Origin of the sequence: Paenactinomyces guangxiensis (assembly GCF_016055185.1) — a bacterium.
Lineage (GTDB): Bacteria > Bacillota > Bacilli > Thermoactinomycetales > Thermoactinomycetaceae > Paenactinomyces > Paenactinomyces guangxiensis.
In genome coordinates, this window is sequence record NZ_JAECVR010000001.1 from 377,002 (window position 1) to 392,092 (window position 15,091).

The following is a 15,091-nucleotide window of genomic DNA, read 5'->3' on the forward strand; positions in this document are numbered from 1 at the left end:
TCCGTCTTAGGACATGTTCTATGTTTTGTAGCAGTTTCCTCCTCTCAAATTTAAAAAGATTGAGCATGTTTTTCCACATTGATCTACATTTGGCTATATTTTTGGGTGCTGTTAACTACCTCCTCTTTAACAACCGGAAACTTAAAATAAAATCTTCCTTTCCATCATAGAGTAAAGTAAGGTCCCTGCAAAGGGGGAATTGACGGAAAAAAACAGACAAGCATCAAAAGGCAGAGTCCATTTTACATTTTGTTTACGGCGAAGGCTTACCGGCATCGCAAATCAGCTTAAAATCGCAATAGCGGCATCTTTTTCCCGGATTGGCACTCCAGGGCTCATAAGCTGAGGTTTTTCTCAGCCACTGCACATTTTTCTCCAGCTGCTTCTCAGCATCCTGCAACCATTCATCCGTCACCGTAAAAGAAACCTCAAGATTCGGTTTTAAAAAGTACAGAGTCGCTTGTTCCGGTATAAACTCCCATTTTTGTTTTGTTGCCAGCACATATAATTGCAACTGGGGTAAATATTCAGCAGCCGTTTCCTTCGCTTCCTCCGGCCGGAGCTCATCTGTTTTATAGTCTATCACTTCCCGGGTTCCGTCAGGTCTGTGATGGAGCAAGTCAATCACCCCGAAAAACCTTACTCCTTTCAGATCAACAGAAAATTTCTGCTCTGTCAGCGGGGTTGCCCGGAGCTTTTGCTCTGCATAGATGCGGCTGTGTAAGAAGTTTGCAACATACGGGCGGATCTCTTCATTTGCCCGTTGGCGCTCTGACAGGGGCAGAGCTATTTCATCCCACACCTGCCGGGCAACTCCCTCCCATTCGATTGTTTGACCGCCAGTGTGAGACAGGAGTTCAATCACCCTGTGAACAACCGTCCCTTTCTCTTTGGGGTCAAAAGCCGGCAACACTGTCTTCTCAGCAGAGCCTGCCGTTTCTGCTTCCTTCAGGCGGGGCAAACCGAGAACATGTTGATAAAAATGCTTCCGCGGGCAATTGATCAAACCTTTCCAATCTGTCACGCTGATTTCCAGCCGGTCAGCCTCAGTAAAGCCTCTCGGTTGCAAAAAAACAACCTCTTCTTGGAGCGGTTCCGGGCAACTGACCGTCAAGTCCCCTGCCAAATATTTTTCCAACGGCACTTCGGTCTGTTCCACATCCGCCTGTTCACCAGGCAGATCGGAATGAACCCGGATCGGTAAACATTCCTGTGAAAAAACCCATTTTTTCTCTTTCCAATCGATCTTCCCGTAATCTAAAATCCCGTCCAACCAGTGGCTCCACTTGGTCACTTCCATAAGTGATTTACCTTCTTTTAGCTCCTCCGGCGACCCGCTTAATATTAAGCGGTTTTCGGCACGGGTTGCGGCAACATAGAGAAGGCGGACCGATTCTTCCCATTCCAGATCGCGGTTTCTCTCCATCGCCTGTTTCCAACGAACTGGTTCAATACTTTCTCCCCGTTCATCTTTGATAACCAGGACAAGACCGGCATGGGGATCTGCGTGAACAGCGCCGTGGCGGGGAGTGTGCTGATAGGAGAGATCCGGGATATATACGACAGGAAATTCAAGCCCTTTGGACTGGTGAATGGTCATCAGTTTAACACTGTCACTATGTTCAGATTCAATCAATGCTTCTGTCTCCGCCTGTTGCTCTGCAATCAACAGATCTACCCGTTCCAGATAATGAGAGACTGAAAAAGCTTCTAAACCGCTGATGGAACGCGCTTGCTGTATCAATTTTTTTAAATTGGCGGCTCCCTGTTTTCCATCGGGTGTTGCCCATAAAACGGTAAGATAACCGCATTCCTTGAGTATACGTTCCATCAAATCCGCCACATGAATGGAACCGACCCATTCCCCGGCTCTGGCCCGTAACCGGTTGAATGCTAAAAGCTTGCTGCGTTCCTCCTGCGGAAGCTCCCGGAGTTCTGTCCATTCCTTATCCGTTCCGTTCCAGCTCCCCTGTAAGGCCAGGCGTAGAATGGTTTCATCAGAAACTCCGCAAAAGGGGGAACGTAACACCCCCACCAGGGCGAGACGGTTTTCCGGTTCGATAAGCAGCCGCAAAAAATGAAGAAGATCCAACACTTCTTGCCGGTCGTAAAATCCCCGCCCTTTGACGACATGAAAAGGAATATTGAATCTTGCCAGCTCCTGTTCATATTTTTTCACATGGGTCATGGCCCGGAACAAAACGGCGATATCCCCGGGCGGAGTTCCTTCGCTCACCATACGGAAAATATGTTCAGCCAGCATCCGCGCTTCTGCATCTCTCCTCTCCCAGCCTGTGGGCAATTCTTCTTTTTTGTGCGGAACTGCGAGATATTCCACTGCCACATCAATCCGGCTCTGATCTTCCCGCGCTTCCACAGCCTGATAGTAGTTGGGCGACTCTTTCTCCTGTGACATCAATTGTGCAAAAAAATGGTTGTAAAAAGAAATCAGTTTGGGATGGGAGCGAAAATTGGCGGAGAGAGAGACCTCTTTCCCTCCGGACTGTAGTATTTCCCGGCGTGTGCGATGAAAAAGAGAAACATCCGCCCCCCGAAAACGGTAGATCGATTGCTTCGGATCACCAACGACAAAACATTTGCCCGGTTTGGAGTCACCCCGGTCATTCTTGATCAGCAGATCAATCAGCTGTTTTTGCAGATCATTGGTATCCTGGAATTCGTCCACCATCAGATAGCGAATCTTTTGTTGCATCTCAGCCCGTATGTCCGGGTAATTGTCCAGTAACCGGCAAACCCGCCACTGCATTTCATCAAAATCAACACCTGCCCGTTCTTTTTTGAGCTGCTGGTAACGATCTGCGATTTGCTTGATGATGTGACAGAAAAGAGTGAGAAGTTCCTTTTCATCGGGGAGATAAAGTTTTCCTTTGATCAAATCTGTCAGTTGATCACATGCTTCCCTGCACTGTTGCAGTGGAAGTTTCACCGCGGCTCTCGAGCCCCAGTTACCACCCAGGGAGGAGCGCAAACGGCTTAAAAGATCCAGCCTTTCCGGCCATTCTTCCGTTTTTGCCCAGATCTCCCTTAAATCAGACCATGAAGCACGAAACTCATCCGCTTTTTTGATCTTCTTGACCAAAAGCAGTTCACCGGCGGATTGCAGCAACTGCATCTCCAACTCTCCCGACATTTCATCCCATCTCTGTTCCAATTGATCTTGCATTTGCTGAAAATGATCCATGGTCACCCTGGTTAACTCTTTCGGACTCCAGCCAAAAGTAAAACATTGCAAAACGACCGACATCAGTTGAGACTGGGCCGATTTCAAGCCGACGCCAACCAGCCACTGGTCGAACAACCGGACCCCATTGTTCTGTGTTTGCTCTTCCTTAAAGACAGCTGACAGGGTTTCCTCCACTGCTTCTTTTAATAACCAGCGCGCTTCAAATTCTTCCAGCACATTAAACTCCGGATCAACTCCCGCTTCGATGGGATATCTTTGTAAAATGCGCCTGCAGAATGAATGGATCGTTGTAATCCGGGCCCTCTCCAATTCAGTTGACAATTGGTACCACCCGTCAGCTTCATCGAACAACCCATCTTTTTTCGCCGCCCCCAGCCGGTCTCTGATGCCCTGGCGAATCCGTTCTTTCATCTCTGTCGCCGCTTTTTCAGTAAATGTAATCGCTACAATTTGGTCCAGTAAATCACTGTCAAAATCATGGGCAGCCAATATATTTAAATACCGCTCTACCAGGACGCGTGTTTTTCCCGAACCCGCCCCCGCCGCCACGATGCAATTTTGGTTCAGGGAATCGACGGCAGCTTGTTGATCCGGTGTAAGACGTATCTTTGTGCTCACTGATGATTCCCCCTCTCCGACCATCTCCTTTGATCAAAGCGGCAAACCTTCCGCTGTGGACAATAGCTTGGACACTCCCATGTCGGGTCAACTCTGAAATCCCCTGTGAAAGCTTTTGACAACTTCTCCTCAATCAATAGGCGAATTCCCCTCTCTACGCTCTCCCACTTGTCTTTCTCCAGCCGGGAACGAACCTGTTTGCCAATTCCCACACGATCAGCCAGCTCTTTTTTCCACAACCCCCTGTTTCGATGGTCATGGGGAGATGCTTTACTGCTGTTGCGCGTGTAAAAAGCGGCTCCGATTGCTTTATCCTTGTCCAGGCCAAATCCATGTTGCAGAGCCCACAAATAGAGGGGGAGCTGAAGCTGCTTTCCCTCTTTGATCTCTTGGGTGGTGACAGTACCACCGGTTTTATAATCGTACAGGACATAATATTCACCATCCATGTCCACCCGGTCGATCTTTCCTTTGAGGCGAATCGATTGATGATCTGACAGGGGAATGGAAACAGGATGGAGAATCGATTTGGGATCCAACAACCCTTCAGCCTGTCGCTGAGGTTCAACCGGCAAGCCGAAAGAAAGTTCGATATAAGCGGGGGGAGTGAAGAAATCCGCTTTTTTGCGCCAGTAGACTTCATGTTGCCAGTAGGACTCAAGCTGATGCTTTAGCTTTTGCTTTTCAATCCGGATATACAGAGGGTTTCTTTTCTTATTCACATCAAGGGACAGCAATTCGTCAATCGCTTGATCAGCGATTCGGAATAAGCGAGTACGGGCTTGATCCTCATCGCGGAAATTCCACTTCCCCTGCCTGTATTCACTGAAGAAGCGGGATAATACCTGATGGATCAGTTCCCCCTCCTCCAATCTGCTCATCCCCTGCACCACTTGCTCTATATCGCGGGCCTGCCACAACTTTTCGGCCATGAAATGGAACCGGCATGTAACCATTTTGTTTAGATCGGTTGCGCTCCATACCTGTTTGTTCAACCATTCATTCAGATGTTGTTGCAGGTATTTGTCTTCAATTTTCCCGTCAAACTGTGTAAACTGATGTTTCCAGCGGGACCGTTCCGCTGTGATACGGTCTGCCAGTGATTGCCAGCTCCGGGGGGAGTGTTGTGAATAAGTGTGCAGGACATAGACAGCACGCTCCACTTCCCCCGGATGGGAGCACACTAATTGGCTGACCGCAAACTCCAGTCCCTTTTCCCGGGAATAGCAATCCTGCCATCCGGGTGGTCCCGCTTGTTCCGATAAGTCCCTTTCGACCCGGGAGATGGAGGATGGTTCAAAGACAGCTGTACATTCTTCCAAATAAGGGGAAGGCAATTGTTTTTTTCCTTCCTCATCGGTACCGGGGTAGGATAGGGACAGATACTCTGAAGCAGCGAGGGTGCTCATAAAAAAAGGAACCAGCTGGCGTTGGCGCAATTCCCGGGAAAGATCCAGACAGACACCCTCTCTGCGCAGGTCATTACGTTCATCATCAGGCAATAACCAGTTATCCGTATACGCGCGGGGCCATTTTCCTTCGACACAGCCCAGGATAAAAACAGCGCGAAATTGGTCGCCCCGAATCTGTTTGGCCTCCAGCACTTGAATCCCGGTTCTTTGTGCCGGTTTACATTTCACTGGCAACTGATCAGCTGCCTGGATCAGTGCGGCCAGGAAACGGGCACGGTCCATCCGCTGTTTTCCCTGATAGACGGCGTATAACTGTTCCCATACTTTGATCAGGCTCTCCAGACTGTGCCATCCGTTCATCATTTTTGTTAATTCTTTGAAACGCGCCGGATCTTGTGCCATTTCCCGCCACTGCCGCTTATTTTTTAAAGGCCGGACCCACTGCTTAAACCACTCAAGCCACTCCGACCAGGTTAATTGTTCCGGGATTGATTCAACCCAGTTAAACATCGCTTCCAATGCAGCAACCGCTTCCGCCATCCCGGGATTCACATCTTCTCCCAATTTCTTCAGTGCCTCACATTTTGACTGCCAGGCCTCTTTTAGCACATGTGAGCGTGCGGGAAAATCAAACTCCTGCATCAGCAACAGGCAATCCCTTTGTCTCTCTCTGATCGCCGGGAGATGAGGGCTGTACAAAAGAACCCGGGACCATTCTTCTTTTCCTGCTTGCAGGTAAAAAGCAGCGGCAATCGTTTGTATCAGGGAGTTTTCAGACAGTTTTTGAGTCAACCCGGTTGCAACCGGGATTCCCGCCTCTTCCAACTTTTGCAATAAAAGAGGGGCATATGTATCAAATTCGGACATTATGACGGCTACATCAGAACAATCTGCCTTATGGGTATGTAACCATTTTTTCAAACGGGTAACAACCAGATCCGTTTCTGCCTGTACACCCGGTGCTGACAAAATTTCAAAGGAACTCTCCGCAGCAGAGATCAGCGGTTCAGATGAAAAAGCATTTTCAGCCAGATGAATCAAGGCAGGACTTTTCTTTTCTGCTTTTTTACGGCCACGGCTGACGGGTACCACTTGAAAACCTTTTGTCTTAAGCCGTTGTACCATCGGTTCAACAATTGTTCTCAAGCGGCACCGGGTTTCATCCCACATAATATGATGATGAACCTCTGTCCCCTGTGTGACCAACTGTACTAACAATTGTTCCTGCAACGGATTCAAATCGTGAAAATGTTCAAGCACAACTCGTGCAGGGCAAGATATCTTCTTTTCTCTCATTTGTCTCATCACATCAAGATAAAATTGCTCATGGTCAGACGCTTTGCAGTGTTCCAGCAACTGTTGGTATCTTTCATAGATGAGGGCCAGTTCCTGATATTTGCTCCCCTTTCCCTGCCATAAACGCTTTAAGTGCACCGGGAGAATACCTGAACGTTTGATCTCACCAAGAACTTTTTCCAGCGATTGAATCCAGGTCCCGGAAGGGGACGATGAGATCGATTGAAAGTAAGAAAAACGCCCTTCCGCTTCCAACTCCATCACTGCTTGCTGAACGATCCAATGCTGTTCCGGGGGTGACATCAGACGGGCCGGGTGCAGCATCAATTTGCGCACAAAATGGTCAAACGTCATCCACTCCACACATTTGGCATCAAAATGCTTCCGAGCCTGTCCAACTTGTCTGGAGCCGGGCAGTATGTAACTGGTAAACTCCCCTGTCTTTTCATATTTCTCATCCCATCCCATTCCCAGATGGGCCCCGGACACAGGATGCAAATAAATCCATCCGCCCATTTCCAACACTCCTTTTAAAAACATGCATGACTGGCTGACACCATCAATTGATGGAATCAACATCCATAAAAGCATAAGTATATTTCTCCTGCAAAGGCAAACGTTAAATTGTAGATGTGGGAGGTGAGATGATGGATAAAAAGGAAACAAAAGGAAAAATAAGACCCAACCAAACCAGCGATACAGAAATTGCATCAGAACTGTACGAGGATGCTCCCACTCAACACGTAACCAGCGCAATTCAAGAGATGTACAGCCAAGCAGGTATTTCTAAAAGAGAAGAAAAGTAATTTTTTTTAAAAGTCCCATGGTCAGATGGGACTTTCTCATTTATAATTATTATAAATATTATTGCGAAAATAGTAGAAATAGAATAAACTTTTTCTATAATGGAGAATTTAGTTAAACAAATATATTTCCATTATTTGCTAATTAAGTTCTTATTTTTTTCGTTATTACATACGCCACTTTGAATTGAATTTATTTTATCATTTTCTTTAGATCTCTGTGAAACGGAGGATGCTTATGTTAAGAAGCACTAAAAGCACTCTGTATGAAAGATTGGGTGGCGAACAATCAATTGCAGCGGTTATCAACGAATTTTATAACCGTATGTTGAAAGATGACCGGGTAAATCATCATTTTTTTGGAACCAATATGGAAAGATTGCGAAGACATCAAATCACCTATTTTATGAGTTACGCTTTGGGAGGGCCAAAAAAATATGAAGGAAGCACCCTTCGCGCCTCCCACTCCGGATTGCAAATCACTTCCGAGGAATACGAAATTGCCATCAAGCATTTAAATAGCTCTTTGCGGAAATACAACGTCCCGCTGGATGATATCGCCAAAATCGAAGCCTTTCTGCGCAGCGTGAAACCGCACATTATCAATAAATAATCTGCCAGAAAGGCGAAAGGGAAAAGCCGGTCAAAACCGGCTTTTTATACTGCCCATTTCAACCAACTTACAACTGCATAAATTAAATAGAATGATAATAAATCCCTTCCTCTTCCAGCATCCTTCGTTCCCGGTCCTGACAGGTGCATAACAGAACTTGATGAGCACCCGAAAACTGCTGAAGCAGGCGAATAGACGACCGCAATCTCTCTTCATCAAAGTGTACAAAACAGTCATCGAGAAAGAGCGGGAGACAGATCCCTGTATGCTCGGAAAAGAACTGGGCCAAACTTAAACGCAAGGCAAAAACCATCTGATCGACCGTGCCTCTGCTAAGCTGCTCCACCGGCTTATTTTCACCTGTTTCCGGTACAAAGACACTCATCTGAAGCCCCGCAGCCGGGTTCAACATCAGTTCCTGATACCTGCCACCAGTCACTTTTCCGATCCACCTGGAGGCATAAGGGGCCAGCCGGGGGGCAATCTGTTCTTTTACCTCCCGGGATGCCTCGGTTAAAACTTCTTTTGCCAGTTCCAGGGAGGTCCGTTCACGCTCCATCTCTTTCAGCCGTTCCTTTGTACATTCCCATTCCGTCTCTTTCCGGGCAAGATCAGCAACCCATTCTTCCAGCTTTTCAATACTGCCTTGCAGTTTGTCAAATTGCGCCTTTTTTGTATGCCAGACCTGATAGATCTGCTCATGTTCAGCTTCCGCTACACTTAAATATTCTTTCCAGTCTACGGAAATATCGTGGCCGTTCAAGGTCTTTTCATTCCATCTGGCGGATAGATGCCGGATTTTCTCCTCCAGCTCCTGTTCTCTTGCTTCCCACCTTTCCAACCCCCCTGCTTGCTCAAAGACAGCCAGTTTCTCTTGCTCCGCCCCGATTTTTTGCTCCAGATCCCGCGCCTTTTCGCTTTGCTCCAACCAGGTTTTCATTTGCTTCCAATCGGCTGTGCCATATTTTTTTTCCCACTCCTGCAAAAATGCATGCACCTCTCTTAACTGTTGCTCTTTGCTCTTTTTTTCCCTCAAGTTGGCTTCCTTGTCCAGATTTAAGCTTAAACGTTCTTCTTTTGCTTTGTGTGAGCGTTCCATCAGATCCCGGAGTACATTCATCCAGACACTCGGATCAAACAGGGGCAGCTTTTTCACATGGGAAGACAGCCAGTGTTTCACTTTCTGGCGAATCTCCTCCATTTCAGCCTCATTTTTACCCAGTTCCAATTGGACTCCTTTTATTCGGTTGAGCTTCTGATGCATTGCTATGATGGAGCCTGCTTTCCATTGCCTGAGAATTTGTTCTTGTTCACTTACCTTTTTTTGTAATTTTTCTGCTGCGCTTTGTGCCAAACGTCGGGTATCTTCCCATTCACGCGCATCATCTGCTCCGGACTGCTGTCTCCATTTTCTCCAAAGCCTGCTTCGATATAGGGCAAAAGCTGTCAAAGCCCCCGGTACTACGGAAAGTGCGGGAGAATGGAAGAGGGTGGCAATTGTAATAAAGGCCCCAGCCACTGCTCCGATCAACCAGCCCTGTGACCCCGGGGCTCTGGATAAAGATAATTTGTCTGAGGCAGCCATCTCAATCATTCTGGCGTCACAGGCACTTTTTTCCTGTTGCAGTTTGTTCTCATCCTGTTGCAGTTGGGCCAGTTTCAACACATCTTGTTCCAGGTGTGTCAGTTGAGAATCGCCTTCCTCTTTAAGAACAGCCATTAGTTGAACATTACGCTCTTCCAGCCTTTTAAACTTTTTCAGATCATACAACATCTCTTGAGCCTTGCCTTCATCCAGTTGCAGAATTTCACCCGACTGATATTGTAAATCTTCCATTGTCCGAGACAACTGATCCAGACTTTTCTGAATCTGCCGCAGGTGTCGCTCCAACTCCTGTTTTTGCTTCAGCTTTCGTTCCAGTTTGTAATACTCTTCATAGGTGATCAGAACAGGAGGCAGAATTTGTTTCCTCTCCGCCTCCCATTCTGCCTTTTTACGAAGAGAAGCCTGATACTCTTTCATCTTTTCCCGCAATGAGTCTCGCTGGAGAATCAGGTATTTAATCTCCTGCTGCAAAGATATGATCTGTTGCTGTTGTTCTGCCTTTATTCTGTTTTTTTTGCAGCGCTCGTCAGCCTCTCTCTTTTTAGCCTCTAAACCCTCCAACTCTTCTTTCAGGGCAAACAATTGCGATTTCTCTCGAATATATTGCTGATAATCTTCTTGTAACTGCTGAATCTCTTTTTCTTGTTCCCTGCTTTTTTTCAATGCCGCTCCATAAGGCCTGGCAAGTGTTCTTGCGGTGCCGATTTCACTCAATTGAGCCTCTATCTTTTTAACAGCAGGGGCAATATCCAAATCTTCCCCCTGGCTCATCAACAATTTAAGTTTCTCCATCATTCGGGAATCGCCGTTTTCTTTCTCTTTCTTATCCGCCTGCACCCGGTCAGAGGTCAGGAAAGTGATACGGCGAAAGCTTTCTCCTGACAATCCCGTCTGTGTTTCTAAAAACAGGCGGTCTTTTCTTTTATCCATGGCAAAATCGGCGGTAATCTCCTTGCCCTGAGTCAGATCGACCAACTGTTCACGTTCCTGTTCACGATGGAGAGTGCGAATAAGGCGATAGTCCCGATTTTGCAGAGTGTATTCAATTTCTCCCCCGTATTCGTTCCCCTGCCACGGTAAAAAGAATTGATACCAGTCTGCTTCTTTTTTTATTTTTAAACCTTCTTTTTTTGCTCCGTATAAAAGAGCGAGGATTCCTTGCAAAAGCGTTGACTTCCCCGCTTCGTTCGGGGCCTCAATCAAATTGATCCCTTCCCGGAAAGTAAACGTCTGATTGTACCAACGACCAAAGCCGCGAAATTTTACCCGGTTTAGTTTCATGAAAAAACATTCTCCTTGGCAAGAAGTGCTTCCAGTCCTTTATACAGGGCCCGTTCATATTCATCCCGGCGCCCCGGCTCCTGCCTGATCCTCTCTTCGATCTTACGAATAAAGGTGCCAACCACTCCCGGTTGTTGACGATAATAATCAAGGTCAAAATCAGGCTTTGTTTCATCTTGGAAGTAGACGGCCTCATACCCCTCTTTTCTTAAATAGTCTTCCATCCAGTGCAGGGTTCCTTCGCTCAGATCCAACTCTCTTGAGCGCCGCCCGGCCAATTCAAAAAGATGATAGCTATGCTTGTCCGCCTTTTCAGCAACCTTCAGTATGCGGCTGACCACCTCTTCTTTTGTTTCACACCCTTTTACGTCGAGGCGGTGCTTCTCATATGTTCTTGTATGGATCGCAATTGGCTCAACTTTTACCCCTGCTTCATCTAAAGTTCCGAAAGTTACCGTCCTCTCTCCGATTTCCTTCCAATTGAGCGCTTCGGGAGAGCCCGGATAGCGAATCCAGGTCCTTCTGCAGTTATTTAAGCGATAATCGGCAGCTTTATGGATATGCCCTAACGCGACATAGTCCATTTCCAATGAAGACAGTTCCCTGTCCGGGACCGGAAAATAGAAGGATGTTCCTTCTTGCTGCAAATAATCCCCGTGAATGACCATGATTTTTTTCCCTTCTCCATGCACTCCATCAGGAGCTATCCAGTTTGTTTCCTTAAAATCGGCAAAACCTCTCCCGTATACGCGCAGATCATACTCCGGATAATAAAGGGTCTCCCACTCTTCACTAAAAATATGAACATTGTCCGGCCACTTTTCGAGACAATAGACAGAATCGGGACGGTAGGGATCATGATTCCCCGGTGCAATCAATACCTGTGTACCGGGGATTTTACTGAATTGTTCCTGCACAAACCGTACCGTGGATTTGCTTACATACCCATGCTCCAAAAAGTCGCCGGCGATCAACAAAAAATCGGCTTTTCTCTCATCGGTCAGCCCAATCACCCGTGCAAATGTCTCCCGAAAATCCAGACTTCTCTTCCAGGCATTTTCTCTGGTTCCCTTCCATCCCCTGATGGGTTCGTCCAAATGCAAATCAGCGGTATGGACCCATGTCACTGGTTTCACTCAGATCACCCCCGACCGGAGATATTAGTAAGTGTATGTTTATGGAACAAATCACTCAAACTAGGGTAAAAATGATTTGAGAAAAGACGGGTGATGACCATGAATATAAACAGGCTTAAAATTCTCCTGGCATTCAATATTTTCCTTCTTATCTTTACACTTCACAGCAGTCAGACCTTCGCACATACCGCTCAGTCCCACGTGTCAGAGGTGAAGATCTGGCACGTTGCCGGCAACATACGGCACCCCGTCCGCACGGGGTTATCCATTCAAAATGAAGTGGAACAGGTATTGGATAGTGTTCAAGAAATGGACGGAATCTCCTTCATTTATCTGCCCGCCGAATATTATATCCTCCGCTTTTCAACGCCTGTTATTTTATTCTCATCACCCATTGGCTATCCAATCTCGGAAGCTGTAATCACTTTTCCAGAAAACCGGTGGGACCGATATAAGCTTCTAATAAAAAATCCGCAAAATCAATGGGTTGAATACCATACCTCCCGTTCGCTCGCGACCCTTGTCCATCAATTGAAAGCCCGAGAATGAAAGAGAACTATTTTTTCGGGTTGACAAAAAAGAAGAAGGATTGCATCAGCAACAATCTTTCCTCTTTTTGTATGATCCCCTCCGTCTTTGCGAATAATTTCATCATTCCTGCACAAGATTCTCTCATCTTCTATCACTCCCCTTCCCACTTCTTGACGACTAAACTGACATTGTGCCCGCCAAAGCCAAACGAGTTACTCATCACAATACGGCAGTTTTTTTGCCGGGGAACATTGGGGACATAATCCAAATCCGCACCGTTATCCGGAGCTTCCCAGTTGATCGTTGGAGGAATCCACCCGTGTTGGAGAGTCATGATCGCGGAGACCAGTTCAATCGCTCCGGCTGCCCCGAGCAAATGTCCTGTCATTGACTTAATGGAACTCATGGGAATCTTTGTCGCCATCTCTCCAAACACCCGTTTTACAGCCAACGTTTCCGTCCAGTCATTCAAAGGGGTCCCCGTTCCGTGCGCATTGATATAGTCGATCTCTCCGACTGTAAGTCCGGCATCGGAAAGGGCTAATTGCATTGCTTTAGCAGCACCGCTTCCATCCGGGGGCGGGGAAGTAATGTGATAAGCGTCAGTCGTTGCTCCGTATCCGATCAGTTCTGCCAAAATAGGGACATTCCGCTTCCGGGCATGTTCCAGTTCCTCAAGTACCAAAACACCCGCCCCCTCCCCCGCAACAAAGCCGTCACGATTTCGGTCAAAGGGGCGGCTGGCCCGGGCAGGGTCCTCATTTCTCCTCGATAATGCCCTTATTTTGCTGAAGGCGGCTAATCCTAACGGAGTAATCGGCGCTTCCGTTCCTCCCGCCAGCATGACCTCGGCTGTCCCGTACTGAATGGTGCGCATCGCTTCACCAATACAGCTGCTGGCCGTGGCACAGGCGGTTACCACTGCCGCCGACGGCCCTTTGGCTCCCGTAGCGATCGCGATTTCGCCACTGGCCATATTGGACAACATAGCCGGAGCCAGATAAGGGCTAAGTTTGCCGGGCCCCGAATTGAGCACTCGCTCATACTCCTTTTGTACCATCTGCAAACCGCCGCTGCCGGTCCCAACCATCACTCCTGCACGTTCGCCCAGAAAGCCTGTTAAGTTAAGATCCGCATGTTCGATGGCCTGTTTTGCTGCAACCAGACCCATCTGCGAAAATCGATCCATTCTTTTCACATCTTTTTTGTCCATGTAATCTTCAGGACAAAAATCGTTAATTTGTGCTGCGATTGTTGTCAAATATCGGGATGGGTTAAACCGGGTGATCGGCCCTGCACCGCTTTTCCCTTCCATCAAATTCCGCCAAAATATCTCTCCTGTTAAACCAATGGGAGTAAGTAAGCCGTAGCCGGTTATAACCACCCGTCTGCGCACTGCCATCCACATCCTTCAAAACCCAATTTGTATGTAGTATGTGGATATAAAGTAAATTTATACCATCACCAAAATCCCCCTTTATCTCAATGGACAAAGGGGGACTGAATTAATCAATCTTAACGATTTTAAATTGTATTGTACCGGAAGGCGCCGGAACATTGACCTCTTCTCCTACTTTTTTGCCAATCAACTCGGCACCGATCGGGGATTCGTTTGAAATTTTACCCAACAGGGGGTCGGATTCGGCACTGCCCACAATGGTGTAGGTTTCCGTATCTCCCTCCGGCAGTTCCTGAATTGTCACCTTGGAACCAACATGAACTACATTTTTATCCTGATTTTCCGAGTTAATGATCTTAGCATTTCGGATCATATTTTCCAGCGTGATAATTCGGGACTCGATAAACGCCTGTTCCTCTTTGGCCGCATCGTATTCGGAGTTTTCGCTGAGATCTCCCTGAGCAATCGCTTCTTTTAACCGCTGGGCCACTTCCTGCCGTTTATGAGTTCTTAAATGTTCCAGTTCGTTTTTTACTTTTTCAAGCCCTTCTTCCGTTAATAGTACTTCTTTTTTATTTTGTGACATACCGATTCCTCCCTTATTCTGACCGAACAATCTTATGCTGTCATCATTTCTAAATCCGCTAGCCTGTAGGTAAGGGATAGCCAAAAAACGGCCTGTTCCCGTCAAATGCATATGCTGGATCATCTCGGTGTTATGACAATCAATCGATCCGGAGTGGTATAGATCACGGACTGACAGACATTTACCATGATGTCTTCCCTTCAAAACCTGCTGTCAAACCCGTAATCAAAGACCTTTTTCTCATTAAAATTGGCATATAACCCTTCCGTTGAAAGCGATTTCACGCTTAATTTCTGAAAAAAGCTCCCCCACGGGCCAAGAGCAGCTTCACAAAGATGATGGGAAAACAGCCGTCAAATACGAACTGCTGAATATATTAGCACATTTCATCCTCTACTCCAAGAGATCATCAAAAGTTTTTCAGCGCTTCCCAAAGCCTAATGAATAGCCCGCTACTGAAGCAACTAAATACCTTCGCTTTGTACTGCACCGTACAAGCCTCTTCACGAATCACAGGGTGTCACTCCGGGAAAAAAACCCTCACGATCTACCATCTATTCAACTGTGAATCCCGTTGACAGGTTTCTTGTTTCAGACAGCTATTT

At 47.0% G+C, this 15,091-nt stretch carries 9 protein-coding genes; 3 read left to right on the top strand and 6 right to left on the bottom strand.

Annotated elements, in window-relative coordinates; all coding sequences use genetic code 11:
- Nucleotides 1-253 precede the first annotated feature (253 nt).
- Entirely contained in the window at nt 254-3,823 is a 3,570-nt protein-coding gene (locus I8U27_RS01885; RefSeq protein ID WP_181750192.1) for a UvrD-helicase domain-containing protein, read from the bottom strand.
- The gene (locus tag I8U27_RS01890) at nt 3,820-7,122 is read right to left on the bottom strand and encodes a PD-(D/E)XK nuclease family protein (RefSeq protein ID WP_181750191.1); all 3,303 of its coding nucleotides are present in this window, start codon (nt 7,120-7,122) and stop codon (nt 3,820-3,822) included. The genes I8U27_RS01885 and I8U27_RS01890 overlap by 4 nt, the downstream gene beginning before the upstream one ends.
- A 56-nt stretch (nt 7,123-7,178) precedes the next feature.
- Between I8U27_RS01890 and I8U27_RS01895 the strand changes: the two genes are divergently transcribed.
- Entirely contained in the window at nt 7,179-7,337 is a 159-nt protein-coding gene (locus I8U27_RS01895; RefSeq protein ID WP_181750190.1) for a hypothetical protein, read from the top strand.
- Between the two features lie 235 nt (nt 7,338-7,572).
- Complete coding sequence (locus I8U27_RS01900) at nt 7,573-7,947, top strand: group I truncated hemoglobin (RefSeq protein WP_181750189.1); 375 nt, start codon at nt 7,573-7,575, stop codon at nt 7,945-7,947.
- Between the two features lie 82 nt (nt 7,948-8,029).
- Here I8U27_RS01900 and I8U27_RS01905 read toward each other — a convergent pair whose 3' ends face one another.
- Together I8U27_RS01905 and I8U27_RS01910 are read right to left on the bottom strand one after the other, a co-directional pair.
- Nucleotides 8,030-10,834 carry an AAA family ATPase gene (locus tag I8U27_RS01905; protein ID WP_181750188.1) on the bottom strand — a complete coding sequence of 935 codons (2,805 nt, stop codon included), beginning with the start codon at nt 10,832-10,834 and terminating at the stop codon, nt 8,030-8,032.
- Entirely contained in the window at nt 10,831-11,970 is a 1,140-nt protein-coding gene (locus I8U27_RS01910; RefSeq protein WP_181750187.1) for a metallophosphoesterase family protein, read from the bottom strand. The genes I8U27_RS01905 and I8U27_RS01910 overlap by 4 nt, the downstream gene beginning before the upstream one ends.
- Before the next feature lie 99 nt (nt 11,971-12,069).
- Between I8U27_RS01910 and I8U27_RS01915 the strand changes: the two genes are divergently transcribed.
- On the top strand, nt 12,070-12,519 hold the full coding sequence (locus tag I8U27_RS01915; protein WP_181750186.1) for a hypothetical protein: 450 nt from the start codon (nt 12,070-12,072) through the stop codon (nt 12,517-12,519).
- A 133-nt stretch (nt 12,520-12,652) separates the two neighbouring features.
- On the opposite strand, the gene fabF is transcribed toward I8U27_RS01915, so the two are convergent.
- Entirely contained in the window at nt 12,653-13,903 is a 1,251-nt protein-coding gene (gene fabF / locus I8U27_RS01920; protein ID WP_181750185.1) for a beta-ketoacyl-ACP synthase II, read from the bottom strand.
- Between the two features lie 103 nt (nt 13,904-14,006).
- Entirely contained in the window at nt 14,007-14,486 is a 480-nt protein-coding gene (gene greA / locus I8U27_RS01925; protein WP_181750184.1) for a transcription elongation factor GreA, read from the bottom strand.
- Nucleotides 14,487-15,091: the final 605 nt, after the last annotated feature.